At 31.0% G+C, this 13,376-nt stretch carries 14 protein-coding genes; 2 read left to right on the forward strand and 12 right to left on the reverse strand.

Annotation, left to right across the window (positions count from 1 at the left end; genetic code table 11):
* Positions 1–87 precede the first annotated feature (87 nt).
* The 10 genes from N4T77_RS13615 to glpX all read right to left on the reverse strand — a co-directional run bounded on the left by N4T77_RS13615 (position 88) and on the right by glpX (position 9,290).
* Positions 88–1,488 (reverse strand): aminopeptidase, encoded by a 1,401-nt coding sequence (locus tag N4T77_RS13615; RefSeq protein ID WP_261672354.1) that lies wholly within the window; start codon positions 1,486–1,488, stop codon positions 88–90.
* 38 nt (positions 1,489–1,526) lie between these two features.
* Positions 1,527–2,465 (reverse strand): magnesium transporter CorA family protein, encoded by a 939-nt coding sequence (locus N4T77_RS13620; RefSeq protein WP_261672355.1) that lies wholly within the window; start codon positions 2,463–2,465, stop codon positions 1,527–1,529.
* A gap of 129 nt (positions 2,466–2,594) precedes the next feature.
* The gene (locus N4T77_RS13625; RefSeq protein WP_261672356.1) at positions 2,595–3,143 is read right to left on the reverse strand and encodes a 5-formyltetrahydrofolate cyclo-ligase; all 549 of its coding nucleotides are present in this window, start codon (positions 3,141–3,143) and stop codon (positions 2,595–2,597) included.
* A complete protein-coding gene (hprK, locus tag N4T77_RS13630) occupies positions 3,133–4,062 on the reverse strand; it encodes an HPr(Ser) kinase/phosphatase (RefSeq protein ID WP_261672357.1) in 930 nt (309 codons plus the stop codon). The genes N4T77_RS13625 and hprK overlap by 11 nt, the downstream gene beginning before the upstream one ends.
* Positions 4,063–4,088: 26 nt before the next feature.
* On the reverse strand, positions 4,089–4,262 hold the full coding sequence (locus N4T77_RS13635; RefSeq protein ID WP_261672358.1) for a DUF896 domain-containing protein: 174 nt from the start codon (positions 4,260–4,262) through the stop codon (positions 4,089–4,091).
* A 101-nt stretch (positions 4,263–4,363) separates the two neighbouring features.
* Positions 4,364–5,500 carry a (Fe-S)-binding protein gene (locus tag N4T77_RS13640; RefSeq protein ID WP_261672359.1) on the reverse strand — a complete coding sequence of 379 codons (1,137 nt, stop codon included), beginning with the start codon at positions 5,498–5,500 and terminating at the stop codon, positions 4,364–4,366.
* A gap of 74 nt (positions 5,501–5,574) precedes the next feature.
* Complete coding sequence (locus N4T77_RS13645; protein WP_261672360.1) at positions 5,575–6,579, reverse strand: aminoglycoside phosphotransferase family protein; 1,005 nt, start codon at positions 6,577–6,579, stop codon at positions 5,575–5,577.
* Positions 6,580–6,595: 16 nt separating this feature from the next.
* Positions 6,596–7,309, reverse strand: coding sequence for a TIGR04282 family arsenosugar biosynthesis glycosyltransferase (locus N4T77_RS13650; protein WP_261672361.1), 714 nt, complete (start codon positions 7,307–7,309; stop codon positions 6,596–6,598).
* Entirely contained in the window at positions 7,309–7,983 is a 675-nt protein-coding gene (locus tag N4T77_RS13655; protein ID WP_261672362.1) for a TIGR04283 family arsenosugar biosynthesis glycosyltransferase, read from the reverse strand. Before N4T77_RS13655 ends, N4T77_RS13650 begins: the two co-directional genes overlap by 1 nt.
* A gap of 332 nt (positions 7,984–8,315) precedes the next feature.
* Positions 8,316–9,290: a class II fructose-bisphosphatase gene (gene glpX, locus N4T77_RS13660; RefSeq protein WP_261672363.1), complete on the reverse strand. Its 975-nt coding sequence runs from the start codon at positions 9,288–9,290 to the stop codon at positions 8,316–8,318.
* Positions 9,291–9,894: 604 nt separating this feature from the next.
* Here glpX and N4T77_RS13665 point away from each other — a divergent pair.
* The gene (locus N4T77_RS13665) at positions 9,895–10,062 is read left to right on the forward strand and encodes an aspartyl-phosphate phosphatase Spo0E family protein (protein WP_261672364.1); all 168 of its coding nucleotides are present in this window, start codon (positions 9,895–9,897) and stop codon (positions 10,060–10,062) included.
* Between the two features lie 117 nt (positions 10,063–10,179).
* Here N4T77_RS13665 and N4T77_RS13670 read toward each other — a convergent pair whose 3' ends face one another.
* Positions 10,180–10,575: a hypothetical protein gene (locus tag N4T77_RS13670; protein WP_261672365.1), complete on the reverse strand. Its 396-nt coding sequence runs from the start codon at positions 10,573–10,575 to the stop codon at positions 10,180–10,182.
* Between the two features lie 634 nt (positions 10,576–11,209).
* On the opposite strand from N4T77_RS13670, the gene rocF reads away from it, so the two are divergent.
* The gene (rocF, locus tag N4T77_RS13675) at positions 11,210–12,124 is read left to right on the forward strand and encodes an arginase (protein ID WP_261672366.1); all 915 of its coding nucleotides are present in this window, start codon (positions 11,210–11,212) and stop codon (positions 12,122–12,124) included.
* Positions 12,125–12,166: 42 nt separating this feature from the next.
* Here rocF and N4T77_RS13680 read toward each other — a convergent pair whose 3' ends face one another.
* On the reverse strand, positions 12,167–13,339 hold the full coding sequence (locus tag N4T77_RS13680) for an FprA family A-type flavoprotein (protein WP_261672367.1): 1,173 nt from the start codon (positions 13,337–13,339) through the stop codon (positions 12,167–12,169).
* Positions 13,340–13,376: the final 37 nt, after the last annotated feature.

A 13,376-nucleotide genomic window follows, 5' to 3' on the forward strand; every position in this document is an offset into this window, starting at 1 on the left:
TTATTTACAATACTTTCCCATAATACAAAACATTTTTTATCCTATAGGTATAAACTTTAATATTTCATGTTAAAGAAAATATTACCCTTAAGCCTCTACTAAAAATGCATTATATCCCTTTACAGCTTCATAAATATCTGCTTTACTTGCTATCTCCCATGGAGCATGCATATTGTGAAGAGCTATTCCAAAGTCTACTACATTCATTCCGTATTCAGCTAAAATATAAGCTATAGTTCCGCCACCGCCTTGGTCCACCTTTCCAAGCTCAGAGGTTTGCCATACTACATTATGTTTATCCATAATATTTCTTAATTCAGCTATATACTCTGGGTTAGCATCATTAGAGCTATTCTTTCCTCTTGCTCCAGTATACTTGTTAAATACTACACCCTTTCCAAAGTATGCTGTGTTCTTCTTCTCCATAACTGATGGAAAGTTTGGGTCGTAGGCTGCAGTTACATCAGAGGACAACATCTTTGAATTTCTTAATGTTCTTCTTAATTTTAATCCATCATAGTCATTACAGAGGTTCATGATTTCCGCTAATGTATCTTCAAAAAACTTAGAATGCATTCCTGTAGCACCTACACTTCCTATTTCCTCTTTATCTACTAATAGGGTAACGCAGGTTTTATCAGGGTTCTCTATGTTCATCATAGACTCGAAGGATGTATATGCACATATTCTGTCATCATGACCATAGGCCATAACCATACTTTTGTCTATTCCATAATCTCTAGCCTTTCCTGAAGGAACCACCTCAAGTTCTGCAGATACAAAATCTTCCTCTATAATTCCATACTTATCATTTAATAGTTTTAATATGTTTTGTTTAACTCTATCCTTTCCATCTTTATCTGCAATTGGCATACTTCCAATTAAAATATTTAAATCTTCTCCTTCAATAACCTTATTGGCTTTTTTGTCCATTTGGTCTGCAGCTAAATGTATAAGAAGATCTGAAACTCCAACTACTGGATCATTTTCATCTTCACCTATTACTACATCTACTTTTGTTCCGTCCTTTTTTATTACAACTCCATGAATCGCCAGCGGAAGTGTAACCCACTGATATTTCTTTATACCTCCATAATAATGTGTCTCAAATAAAGCTAAATCTGTATCTTCATATAATGGATTTTGCTTTAAATCTAGTCTTGGAGAATCTACATGGGCCCCTAGTATTCTTAATCCCTGTTCAAAACCATTACTTCCGATGACAAATAAAGCCAAGGATTTATCCATTTTATTTGCATAGACCTTATCTCCAGCTTTTAAAGTGCCTTTTTCTTTTAAAATTGCATCTAAAGATTTGTATCCTGCTTTTTCTGCTCTAGATATAAACTCTAATACACATTCTCTTTCTGTTTTACATTTAGAAACAAACTCCTTATACCTATCAGATAAGCTAAATACTTTTTTTAAATCTTCCTCTGAATACTTATCCCAAGCATATTCATATTTTTTTGTCAATTCCTTTGTCATTTTCCTTTCTCCCTTCAAACTTAATTTATAGATCTACTCTAAAGCCACTTCTTCTTTTTAAATATAAGTATTAAGGTGCAGGCAATAGAAATCATAAAAAATACTACATAATAACATCCATGTTCTATTTCCATTAAAGGAATTCCCTTTAGATTCATACCATACATACTAGTAATTAAATTCAAAGGTAAAAATATAGTAGCTATTACAGTAAAAACCTTCATCAGTTCATTAGTTTTGTTAGCAATTTCAGATTCAAAAGCCTCTCTTACTAATGCTAAATCCTGTACAAGATTTTCTAAAGCCAGCATCAATTTATCAATTTTTTTATTTAAGCTTACAAAGTGTCCAATATTCTCTTTTTCTATTATTAGATTATCATTACTCACTAAGCTGTCACCTATATATCTAAGTGGATTTAGGTACTTTTTTATTTTATACACCTGTCTTCTTAAAGTTATTAGGTTATCTATTTGTTCATGTCTTGGATTTTTTAAAATGCTTATTTCAATTTTATCTGCTTCTGATTCTAAAGAAGAAATCACATTATAATTGTTAACAATTATTCTATCTAAAATGTAATAAAGCAATATACAAACCCGTGGTTTATCCCTGAGCATGAAACAATTTTTAAAGTCACCTATATCCTTTATTAGATTCTCTACAATATCGATTCTATCTTTACATATAGTTACTAAATAATCCTCACCTAAAAACACATTTAACTCTTTTGAGGTAACTATCTCCCTGCAATACTCTAGTATATTCAGGACGATAAATACATAATCCTCATAAAAACTAATTTTAGAAGACTGAGAAAAATTTTTACATTCAGCTAAACTGTCTTCATCTAATAAAATAATTTCTTTAACCTTCTCTAATTCATCTACATGTACTAAAATCCAGTAGTGACTCCCATTAAACTTAAAATTATTAGTAACATCCTTAAAATTATTATTCAGGTCAAAAATTTTCATAGAATCACCCCAATATAAGTACTGACAAAAACATAGGAATATTAAAACTTGAGAATTGAACTGTTAAAATTTCAATTCCCAAGTTTTTATTATTGCTTATTACAAGCCAGTATTTATATTTTGTGAGGTTTAATCAGTAATTATTCCATCTATAAATTCATCATTGTCATCCATAGGAACTTCTTCTAAAACTTGAAAACTATATCCGAGAGCTATCTTCAAGGAATCTTTTCTTGTCTTCCTTAAAAACCTATCATAAAAACCGCCGCCGTATCCAACTCTTCCGCCTTTTCTATCAAAGGCAACTCCTGGAAGGTAAGAAACATCAATTAGGCTTTCATCTATTTTTAATTTGCTATCTTCAGGTTCTAATATACCATAAGCTCCTGGTTTTAAATCTTCAAAACCTTTTATTTCCACTACATCCATTCCCTCTTCCTTAGAAATTATTCTAGGAACAGAAACTCTTTTTCCATCCTTAAGTGCTTGTTTTATGATTTTATGTGTATCTAATTCTGTATCATAACTTACAAAAATAAAGATAACCTTTGCTTCTTGATATTCCTTGCTATTAGTAACCTTTTTAAATATTATACTATCTAGATTTTCCCTTTCTGCCTCTGTTAAAAGAGCCCTCCTTTCTTTTATCATTTTTCTAATTCCCCTTTTACTTTCCATCATTTCCCCTTCTTTCAGATTCTTCCTTAATCCTCTGTCCAATTATATCCACTGGTGTTATATTAGTTATGAAGCTGTATCTATAATTTGCCGCTGCTGCTTCAATTATAACAGCCACATTTCTACCTGGTCTTATTGGAATTTTAAGCTTTCTCACCGGTACGTTCAATATGTCTATATATTCCTTGTCTATACCTAATCTGTCATAGTTCTGCTCTTCCTTCCACTGCTCAATATACACAACAAGGTGTATTTCCTTGCTTTTTAATATTGAACTTAAGCCATAAAGAGCAGGAATGTCAATTATGCCCATTCCTCTAACTTCAATCATTCCAGCAGTTATGTATGGAGAGGTTCCATAGAGAGAGCCATCTATTTCTTTAATATCAACAGCATCATCTGCTACAAGTCTATGGCCTCTTTTTATAAGTTCAAGGGCAGTTTCACTTTTACCTATACCGCTTTCCCCTGTTATAAGAATCCCTATTCCGTAAACATCTACAAGAACTCCATGAAGCCTTGTCTCCGGTGCTAACTTATCATCTAGGTAATTCATAAGCTTATTTACAAATCTGGTAGAAGTGTTTTCTGTCCTTAAAATCCACCTGTTATTTTTTTTCGCTGTTTCCATAAACTCCTCATGAGGCTCTAAGCCTCTAGTTATTATGGTGCATGGACTATCAAATTTAAAGTATTTTTCTAGTCTTTTCCTTCTTAAGGATGGCTGCATTGCATCTAAAAAACTCCATTCAGCCTTTCCAACAACCTGAACTCTTTCATTTGCATAGTAATTATAGAAGCCTGAAAACTGAAGTCCTGGTCTATTTATATCACTAATGGTTATTTCAGTAACTGTATCTCCTTCGTTAACTACTTCTAAACTTAAATCTTCTATGAGATCTTTAACTGTTACTCCCATTTATTTTCTCCTCTCAGCTTCCTGATTTACTTAGATTTCTTCTCTATTCCCTCTAATTGTGCTCTAAAGTTCCTCTTTACATTATCAATATATCTTCTTCTAAGTTTTTGCTGTTCATCCTTTTCTTCCTCTGTAAGACCTTCATTTTTGCTCTTCTTATATAAAAAGTTTATTCTTTCTATTAGTTCATCAATATTCATTGTTATCACTCCTACTATATTTATAATTACATTTTTATATTACATTATACATAAATTTGTTCAATATATAAAGTTTTTACTGCTAAATTATAGAACAAAATTTACTTTCCCATCTTAACCTTATATCTATTGCTCCAGTTTTTCATTAGACTTGTACTCTGAAGCGATTTTTTAATACTTGTCCATCTTTCGTCGAATATTAAATTCAAAATATGAAGAGTATTTTTGTTTCCTTTTAACATAGATTCTCTGCAGCTAGCACAATAGGTAACTATGTAATCAGACTTTACTTCCTCCACAGCTTTGTTAACAACCTTAGATGTAAGTTCCCTATTTACGGTAAATACCATACCACCATTTCCGCAACACCTTGTTTTTTCCTTGGAGTGTTCACTTTCCTCTACTTTATAACCTAACTGATCTATAATCCATCTTACACTATCCTGAAGCTCCTTTTCGTCCCTTGTAGGGCAAGAATCATGGATAGCAAAGACTATGTCACTGTCTTTTCCAATATTTCTTGAACTTTCTGGTATGCCCAGCTCCTTAAATACTGTCCAAAGAGACTTAACTTTTAACTTGGGACTATTTTCTGAAATAGTTACAAAGCAGGATTGACATGCAGTTATAATCTCTTCTACATTTAATTCCTCTATAGTTCTCTGAAGCTTTTCATACCTATTCTTAAACAGTTCTCCTTCTCCTATAGCTGCTGTAGGCTTTCCACAGCATTTAATCACCATAGCTGTTCCTGGAAGCTTTTCCTTTAAATATTCAAAGGTCTTAAAAACAAGCTCTGGACTATAGGAACAAAGGCTGCAGCCAGGCATAAAAATTCTAGTTACTTTTTCTGCTTTCTCATCCTTTATCACCTTATTAAAAAGACTAGAAAAGCTTAATTTTTGATGCAGGTGGACAGAATTATGCCCCTTTAATGGTGATGTTCCGCCATTTTTTTCTGCCAGCTCTTTTCTTATTTCTAAAAAAGCATCGCCTATATTTAAATTTTTCGGGCAAACCTTAAGGCATAGGGAACATGTATTACAGGAATATGGAATTAAGGGATCTATCTTTCTATCTTCTAATAAGTTTTTAAATAATTCTCCTGGTTTAACTGAAAACCCACTAAGGAGACTACATTCCCTCTTGCATTTTCCACAATTAATACATTCTTCACTAAGGTTTCTTATTGTTTCCATAGTCTTCTGTTTATCTATAGATATTTTATTCTTTTCCATAATCCTAAACTCCTCTCTATAGTTAAAGAAACTCTGTGCTTACAAATACATTAAAATAAACTTTGGTAATGCATTTAGAACCAATCACTGAGAAGCCTTTTCATAAAGTCTAACTGTAGGTAATTCTCAATTTTATTTAAGGTATCTTGGTTCTTAATATCCTTCTCTGGATTTCTGTATTCCAGCCATGCATAAGCACACCATGCTAATGCTCTTAAATATAGATAGGGCGTATATATATTTACTCTCTCTCTTATATCTTTATAATTACTTTTCACTTCTCTTTCATAATTTCTAAAGAAGTTTTCCTTTTCATCCTTACTTAAGATATAATCTGTCTTCCATAAGGTTGTAGTATCTGCTAAAAATTGTGTAATGTCTTGACAGGGGTCACTAATCACAGGCTTTTCCCAATCTATTAGATAACTTTTTTCCTGTCCAATAATAAAATTATGAGAATTTACCTCTGTATTGTTTATTACCTGCCATTTATTTTCTTTAAAATACCTTTCATTGGCCTTATTATCCTCTGCCCACTGCAAAAATTTATAAAAAAAGTTCTTTAGTTCACAACTAACAATAGGTGATGCTAAAAAATCCTTTAAAAGTTTTTTTCCTTCCTTAATTCTATCCCTTAGAACTTCCTTTTCCTCAATAAAGATGTTGAAGTCAGTGTCCTTTAAATCTATAGAATGTATTTTTGAAAATATATTAGCAGCTCTATTTAAGTCTGTAGAATAGTTAAGAGGTTTGCCTTCTAAAAACTCCATTATTAATAGTCCATATTCAAGGTAATCTTTACTATCATCCACAAAATAAGCCTTTGGGGTAACGCCGCTTACTTCTAATCTTTTTATCCCATTGTACTCATATCTAATTTGACTTTCCACATCTATTTGGCTTCCAGTATTTACTCTAAATACATACTTACTAATTCCATCCTCAATAGTATAGTTTATGTTGTATTCTCCCTGTGCTAAAAACTTTACCCTATACTTATTACTTAATCCTAAATCTTTTACTAAACCTGTTTCTTTTAAATAATCATAAATTTTATCTTTTAATATATTTCTAAGCATTCCTACCACTCCACTATTATTTTATAAACAGACTTCTTACTTCCTGACATCTCACTCTTTTACTGTGCTTTTCTAAGAAATTAACAGTATTATGTGGAAAGACCTCATAGCTACGTTTTTTCTCTTCAATTCTTTTTATAAAATTTAATAAGTCTTCCTTTGTATCTATATCCATATGCTTCTCTGAAAGCCCCACTGTTAAATTAGCTCTGTTGGCAATATCAATAGTTCCTTCTAACACAGACTTCTTTCCCCAGGCTATATTGTCACAAAATATTTCACTGTGTATCTCTTTCATACCTACCAAGTAATATCCCCCATCTGATGTGGGACCAAGGCAAATATCATTATCCTCCAGTATATTAAAGGCTATTTCTATATCTTTAGGCTGGAGCTCCGGTATATCACTTCCTATTAGCACTACCTTTTTATAATCTTCATCCAGCAATTTATCTATTGCATTGCTCATTCTATCTCCTAAACTTTCACCTTGTTGAGGAAAGAGTTTTATATACTCTGGCAAAATATCTTCTATCAAAAAAATCTTTCCTTCTGGTGTATAAGTTAGGTAAATATCCACCTTGTTTTTTAATTTTTCACAGGATGAAAACAAGTCCTTAAGGAAGTTTTTATGTATTTCAGCACATTCTTCCCCAGATAATATGTCCATAAGCCTAGTTTTGGTTTTACCAGGAACAGGTATCCTAGTCATTAAAATTAATGCATTCATCATCTTACCTCCCTGTAAAGTTTGTTTAATTGTTTTGGTGACACACCGAGCATATATAAAATCCTAAGCTTATGCATCAATAAATGAGTTCTAAGGGGTCCACCTTTCTTAAATCTTCTTCCTGAAGTTCCAATGGGATATCTTGTCATAGTTAATTTGCCAAGCTTTTTAAGTTTTAGAGATAGCTCTATATCCTCCATAATCTCTATTTCAGGATATCCACCTACTTTCATAAAGATATCCTTTCTAACGAATATACCTTGATCACCATAAAATATATTAAATATTCCTGCCCTTAAGTTAGAAGTTTTCCAAATATATTTCATAAATAGGGTTTTGTAATCATAAAAATAAATAGGGAATCCTCCGGCAATAGCCCCATTTCCTATTGTCTCTTCAATAGCCAATATAGAAATATCCTTTACTATGGAATCACTATGAAGAAACCATAGGATATTGCCTTTAGCTACCTTTGCACCTTCATTCATTTGAAAGGCTCTTCCTCTCTTGGATAAAACTACCTTAGCAAATTGAGAAGCTAGAACTGCAGTATTATCTTCGCTATATCCATCTACAACTATCAATTCCTTATGGCCCTGCAATTTATCTAAACTTTGGAGAAAATTCACTATATTTTTTTCCTCATTTAATACAGGTATTATTATAGAAACCATTTTATCACCGACCAAATATTATTTTGTTAACCTTATATTTTGTATTTCTCTAGAATCCTATAAATACTACATTTAACTTACTACTGTCCATAATAATTATAACTTTTATAAACTTAAAATCTCAGTTGTATAAAATTTTAAAATACTTATACATACTTCTATCAGTTTTTGTTATTTGTAAATAATGGATATATCTTTTCCATAGTACATACCACTAAGTACACCATTGATACTAATAGTATTTCTTAATTTGCTATTTTTACAAAAAAAGCTTCCTCGAACTAAGTTCAAGGAAGTCTATAATAATTTTAATATCTCTGTAATATTTTATCTTACTTTACCACCAAACTGCTTCTCTTTAAATCGTGAAGAGCTTCTACAAATCTTATAGTTCCTGTTTTAGATCTCATAACTACTGAATGTGTTGTAGCCCAATCATTTTTTGAAAATATAACACCTTTAAGCAAGTCACAGTCTGTTATTCCCGTTGCTGCAAAATATACATCGTCGCTTTTTACTAAATCATCTATAAATAAAGTTTTATCTACATCTTCTATACCCATTGAGTGACATCTGATTTTTTCTTCATCAGTATGAGGTTCTAGCTTTGCCTGCATCTCTCCACCCATACATTTTATTGCTGCAGCGGCAATAACTCCTTCAGGAGCTCCACCGGTTCCCATAAACATATCAACACCTGTACTCTCAAAACCACAAGCAAGAACAGCTGCTACATCGCCTTCTCCAAATAGTTTAACTCTTGCTCCTACTTCTCTAGCAGCTTGTACTATATATTCATGTCTTTCTCTCTCTTGAACTATTACTGTAAGTTCTGTTATATCTTTATTTAAAGCCTTAGCTACACTAAGCATATTCTCTTTTGGAGACTTATCTAAATCTATGGCACCTTTAGCACCTGGTCCCACTGCTAACTTTTTCATATACATATCTGGAGCATGAAATAAGCTTCCCTTTGGTCCCATTGCAAGCACTGCTATTGCATTAGGTAATCCCTTTGCTATTAAACTTGTACCATCTAGAGGATCTACTGCTATATCCATCTCTGGCATATTTTCTTCGCCAATTCCTACTTTCTGACCTATATAAAGCATAGGAGCATTGTCTAATTCTCCTTCTCCAATAACTACAGTCCCTCTTACTGGCATCATTTCAAATGCCTTTTCCATTCCGTCTACTGCTGCTTGATCTGCTGCTATTTTATCTCCTCTTCCCATAAACCCAGCTGAACAAAGTGCAGCTGCCTCTGTAACTCTAGCAAGTCCCATAGCTATATCTGTATTTAGCATATTACATTACCTCCAATTACTCTAAAAGAGATTAATATTATCTATTAAAATTCTATTACTTCTGATTTATTGTATATATTATTTGATTATCTTACACATTTTTTTCTCTTTTCAATTAAATATTATATCACATTTCGTCGATAACTCAAGATATAATATACAATATTACCATTGCTAACTTCAGATTATAACAAATTATTTGAAATAGTTTACTCTTAACTTATATTTAAGGCGAAAAATACTTAAGGAATAACTATAATACATAGCTGACAATTATCTTTCTCCGTTATATATATAGGGCAACTTGAAAAGGAGATTTTTATTTATATTATAAGTTTGCTTGCAATATAAAGTAACAAAAAAAACTTTTAGACATTATTTTTTTCTTTAATTTTTATCCATTTAGTCTTATATCAATATTTCAAGACACATTTTTCTATTTTTCCACATTTTCTCCACATATTAATTCACAGTTTATCTACAGATATTAGGTAAGTTTTTGTAACAAACTGTACTTTATTGACTAGTAAAATATATGATAAATTCTCAATAATCTGCTAGAATAAAATAGTGTCAAAATAAAGTGTATAAATGAGGTAATAATATGGATATAAAAATTTTAGATAAAGAAATAGATAATTTAAAGGAGCTTCTTTATCGTTTGTTAGATAGTAATAGCCTTACAAATGAAAATGTAGTTAATTATAGTCAAAAATTAGACAAGCTTATCGTTGAATATCAAAAACATAGAGATTTTGTAAAAGTACAGTAATGTAAATTCGAACATACTGTACTTTTACATTTGTTCGTTAAAAAAACCACAGGTTATTTAAACTGTGGTTTTGTAAGTTCTTATTTTTATACTTTTTATTCAAGTATTCTCTAGAAATTAAGCTTCTATTTTCTCTAATATCTCATCTAAATCGACAGCCTTGCCTTTTTCATAGAATACAGCTACAAACTCACTGTAGTCGCAATTTTCCTTGTCAATTTCGTAAGAGGTATATTGAGCTTCAATATTTAATTCATCCATTAGATCCTCAACAATTTCTCCTACGCTATCTACTGCTAATTCGCTTAAATATGTTAAATAGTATTCATTATACCAAGGGTCACTTTCCTCTTCTTCCTCACTTTCATCATTAGCATAAGCTCTAGCTGCATTTAGCTCACTATCATCAAAATCAAAATAAAATCTTAGCACCACTAAATCTTCATAGCTTAATTCCTCTACATCTTCCAAGCCGTTATCTAACAAAAATCTAATTATCTTTTCCTTATCCATAAAAACATCTCCTTACTAAAAGTCATTCTTATTAGTTTGTTACTAATTAATGCTTTATATAGTTTTTTTAACCTAATATTTAATGTATTGATTTTATCATATATGAGTCATTTTTACTAATATTTTATATTATATACTATAGTGCAAAAAAATTTCATGTATAATTAATCCTGTTTATCACTTTTTATAATTTTCTACAGAATATTTCCAATAACATATTATTTTCACCTTATGTTATTATATTCATGGATTGGTGTTTAAAAATCAATGTTTTGCTCTATAAAATTTATTAAAAAGGGGAAATTTAAAATAAGACTCTAATAACAAAATCAATTTTATATTTACTATATTCAAATATAAAATTAATAAACTTCGTATATTTTACCGAATAATGTATATTGATAACTTTTTCAAATATTCAGAATAGTTCATCTTCCTTAAAACCTCTTTTTATTTTTTCTGAATAGTATATAATCTAGTATCGTACCATAAATTTTATCCATTCACTGCCAAGAATTACTTAGTAATTTTAATACCAAAAAGCGATTAATTTGTACATGCTGGATTAAATTTATGAGTTACTTAAAAGTTAACTTTTACAGAAATAAAATTGTTTATAAATGGAGGTATTACTATGGATATTAGTTTAATTGGTGTACCAATATTTTTTGGTTCAGATAAGAAAGGTGCCGAATTAGGACCAAAAAAGCTGAGGGAAAAAAATATAGTAGAAGTTCTACGCAGAAATAACCATACTGTTTATGACTGTGGAGATATTTACGTAGATAATATACCAGAGGATAGAAAATATGAATTCCATCCTAAGATGAAATATTTAAAGCCAATAGCAGAGGTTAACAGAAATTTAGCCCATCAAGTTTATAGTTCTCTTTGTGCTGGCAGTTTTCCACTTATCATGGGTGGAGATCATTCCATAGGACTTGGCAGCATCTCCGGTGCTAGTAAATATTTTAAAGATGAAGATTTAGCTGTTATTTGGATAGATGCACATGGGGACATTAATACTCCTGAAACTACACCATCAGGAAATGTTCACGGAATGCCTCTAGCCGCTGCAATGGGTATTGGATATGATGAATTAGTAGATTTATATCACATAGGTGGAAAGGTCAAGCCTGAAAATGTATTTATTGTAGGTGCCAGAGACCTAGACGAAGGTGAAAAAGAGATGATAAAACAGTATAATATGACTGTTTTCTCTACTGAAGATGTTCAAACTATGGGCGTTGAAAGAATTATGGAAACAATTCACTGCAAGCTCCAAGATAAAGGAATAAAAGCAGTTCATTTAAGTTTTGATATAGATTCTGTAGATCCTGAATTCGTTCCAGGTACTGGAACTCCTGTAGCAGAAGGAATGAACGTAATTCAAGTAAAATATGTATTAAAGTATTTAATAGATACACAATTAGTAAAATCTATGGATATTGTTGAACTTAATCCTGAATTAGATATTGATGATAAAACTGCAGACTTATATATCGATTTAATTTCATATGTATTTGGACATTTAAAAGAAACTATATAAAAATATGCAGATAGGCTAAAAGATAACCTATCTGCATATTTTTTACATTAACTCTATAAACTTATCTACAAATTCATCTGCTCTTTTTAATTCATCCTCATTAGGTACAAATTTAAATTTAAGACCTTCTTCAACTACTTTAAATTTTAGAGATTTTAATCTATCAGTAAGCATTTGAACACCTTCACCGCTCCAACCATAGGAACCAAAAGCGCCTGCAGCTTTACCTCTGTTGGTAATTGCACAAACTAAAGATAGCATATCCCATACTGGCTTAACAGCGTCTTGATTTATTGTTGGAGAACCAACTAATATTCCTGTTGATTTTTCAACTAGAGCTATTATATCATTCATATCCATTGAAGTAATTTCATGAGCCTCTGCTTTTATTCCTCTTGAATTTATTTTTTCAGCCATGTATTTACCAACTTTTTCTGTATTTCCATAAGCAGAAACATAGAATATTTGAACATTTTTTTCTTCTGGTGCTGCCACAGTAGCCCATTCTCTATATAAACTAATATATTTTTCTATATCATCTATGTGCACTGGTCCGTGACTAGTACATACTATATCAAATTTTAAATCCTTTATTTTATCTAATCCAGCTAATACAAATTTCTTAAAAGGTCCCATAATTACATCAAAATAATATTTCATTTCTTCATAGTAATCTACATTATTATTTTTAATGTTTCCATCCTTTGGACAGTAGTGACATCCTAAGAAATCACAAGTAAATATTACTTCCTTCTCTACGGCATAGGTAAACATTGTATCTGGCCAATGAAGATTTGGAGCTATAATAAATTTTAAGGTAGTATTTCCAAGACTTAATTCCTTTGGTGCCTCCATACTCTTAAATTCTTTATTAACTATATCCTTAAGATATATAATAGCAGCTCTTGAACCAATAACTGTTGCCTCTGGATAAGTTTCTATAAGCTTCACTATTGACCCGCTGTGATCTAACTCTGTATGCTGTACAATAATATAATCAACTTTTCTGTCTCCAATGACTTCTCTTATATTTGATATATAGGTGTCAAAAAATCCTTCCTTAACAATATCAACTATAGCTATTTTTTCATCATCTATTAAATAAGAATTATAAGTTGTTCCTTCTTTTGTCTCCATTATTATATCAAAGACTCTAAGATCTGGATCCTCCACTCCGATCCAGTGGATGTTATCCTTTAATTTTACACTACTCATTTATTTTACCCCTCCTGATACATACACTAAATATAAC

It is taken from the genome of Clostridium sp. CX1, assembly GCF_025398335.1.
GTDB lineage: Bacteria > Bacillota > Clostridia > Clostridiales > Clostridiaceae > Clostridium_AM > Clostridium_AM tanneri.

What these genes read in the sequence shown, in the direction of transcription:
- N4T77_RS13615 (WP_261672354.1), bottom strand. Translation starts at nt 1,488, where the DNA reads ATGACAAAGGAATTGACAAAAAAATATGAATATGCTTGGGATAAGTAT.
- N4T77_RS13620 (WP_261672355.1), bottom strand. Translation starts at nt 2,465, where the DNA reads ATGAAAATTTTTGACCTGAATAATAATTTTAAGGATGTTACTAATAAT.
- N4T77_RS13625 (WP_261672356.1), bottom strand. Translation starts at nt 3,143, where the DNA reads ATGGAAAGTAAAAGGGGAATTAGAAAAATGATAAAAGAAAGGAGGGCT.
- hprK (WP_261672357.1), bottom strand. Translation starts at nt 4,062, where the DNA reads ATGGGAGTAACAGTTAAAGATCTCATAGAAGATTTAAGTTTAGAAGTA.
- N4T77_RS13635 (WP_261672358.1), bottom strand. Translation starts at nt 4,262, where the DNA reads ATGAATATTGATGAACTAATAGAAAGAATAAACTTTTTATATAAGAAG.
- N4T77_RS13640 (WP_261672359.1), bottom strand. Translation starts at nt 5,500, where the DNA reads ATGGAAAAGAATAAAATATCTATAGATAAACAGAAGACTATGGAAACA.
- N4T77_RS13645 (WP_261672360.1), bottom strand. Translation starts at nt 6,579, where the DNA reads ATGCTTAGAAATATATTAAAAGATAAAATTTATGATTATTTAAAAGAA.
- N4T77_RS13650 (WP_261672361.1), bottom strand. Translation starts at nt 7,309, where the DNA reads ATGAATGCATTAATTTTAATGACTAGGATACCTGTTCCTGGTAAAACC.
- N4T77_RS13655 (WP_261672362.1), bottom strand. Translation starts at nt 7,983, where the DNA reads ATGGTTTCTATAATAATACCTGTATTAAATGAGGAAAAAAATATAGTG.
- glpX (WP_261672363.1), bottom strand. Translation starts at nt 9,290, where the DNA reads ATGCTAAATACAGATATAGCTATGGGACTTGCTAGAGTTACAGAGGCA.
- N4T77_RS13665 (WP_261672364.1), top strand. Translation starts at nt 9,895, where the DNA reads ATGGATATAAAAATTTTAGATAAAGAAATAGATAATTTAAAGGAGCTT.
- N4T77_RS13670 (WP_261672365.1), bottom strand. Translation starts at nt 10,575, where the DNA reads ATGGATAAGGAAAAGATAATTAGATTTTTGTTAGATAACGGCTTGGAA.
- rocF (WP_261672366.1), top strand. Translation starts at nt 11,210, where the DNA reads ATGGATATTAGTTTAATTGGTGTACCAATATTTTTTGGTTCAGATAAG.
- N4T77_RS13680 (WP_261672367.1), bottom strand. Translation starts at nt 13,339, where the DNA reads ATGAGTAGTGTAAAATTAAAGGATAACATCCACTGGATCGGAGTGGAG.